Raw genomic sequence first — 1008 nt, forward strand, 5'->3', positions numbered from 1 at the left:
AAACGCTTCATTTGCGTTGATACATTGCTTAAATTTTCACCATGATATTTTGGTTTTGATAAAATCTCTGTACCATTCTGAATTGTTGAGATAGCCCTGAACTCTCTATATGAGTTCTTGTTTTCATCGTATGCTAGGCATTCCTTTTTTTTCATGGTCAAAAACTTTCATATCAAGTTCGCGTCTTTTTCTTTTGATCAGGGAGTGCTCAGCGTTACGTAAATGTGCTACCATTTCCATCTTTATAGATTCATTTTGGATCATAGCTAATGAATCATCGATGTGTGCTTGAAGATCTGCAATATCTTTCAGGTTTTCTTTTGTTTGAAGTTCGTCGAATAGATTTTTGAGGTGTTGAAAACGATTTTTTACGTTTTCAAAACTTTTCAAAGTTACAGCTTTATCTAGAATCGATATAAATTGTAAACGCGCAAAAATGGCTTTTCCTACTTGATCAAAAGATCCAGAAATTTTGTTTTCGTCCTCCAATACCTTTTGATATGATTGGCTTGAAAGCTTATTTTTATTATAGAGCAATTCTGGCTCTTTAAGAAAAAAACTAGCAAAATCTATTGTCTGAGATCCAGTTTTCTGACTCTTTGTTATAGCTTGATAGGCTTTTTCTGTTTGTGAAAGTTGTTCTTTTTTCAAGTCAAGTTGTTTTTTTAACAGCTCAATAATTTCCCCTTTTTTTAATAACTGAATAATCTCTAGATATTCGGCTGATGGAGCAACAGGTGGTGTAGTAGGTCGTGGCAGTTGAGAAGATGTTGAGACTACGGGCGAGCTGCTGGATTGGTAGGATACTTGTACATCTGCATTTGCTGGAGCTAGATTCAGCACTACCAGAAGGGTAATCATCCCTGTTTTAATAAACCACTTTTTCATCTGTCTCCTCGCTTAATTTCGGCAGGGATTGTTTTATTAATAGGCACACGGTTCCTATCATTGGGTTGTTTGAGCTTTGGTGCTAATGCACAAGCTGATAAAAGGTTTGCAATCAAAATC

General features: G+C 35.5%; 2 protein-coding genes. Both read right to left on the reverse strand.

Going from position 1 to position 1008, the window contains the following annotated elements:
* Positions 1–123 precede the first annotated feature (123 nt).
* Positions 124–888, reverse strand: a complete 765-nt coding sequence (locus PVV70_RS09670; RefSeq protein WP_273759016.1) for a type IV secretion system protein — start codon at positions 886–888, stop codon at positions 124–126.
* Positions 885–1007 carry a TrwH protein gene (locus tag PVV70_RS09675; RefSeq protein ID WP_273757608.1) on the reverse strand — a complete coding sequence of 41 codons (123 nt, stop codon included), beginning with the start codon at positions 1005–1007 and terminating at the stop codon, positions 885–887. Before PVV70_RS09675 ends, PVV70_RS09670 begins: the two co-directional genes overlap by 4 nt.
* Position 1008 lies beyond the last annotated feature (1 nt).

It is taken from the genome of Bartonella sp. AU55XJBT (genome assembly GCF_028618525.1).

Bases quoted from the DNA above. Each gene is read 5' to 3' on its own strand.
- PVV70_RS09670 (WP_273759016.1), bottom strand. From the start codon at position 888: ATGAAAAAGTGGTTTATTAAAACAGGGATGATTACCCTTCTGGTAGTG.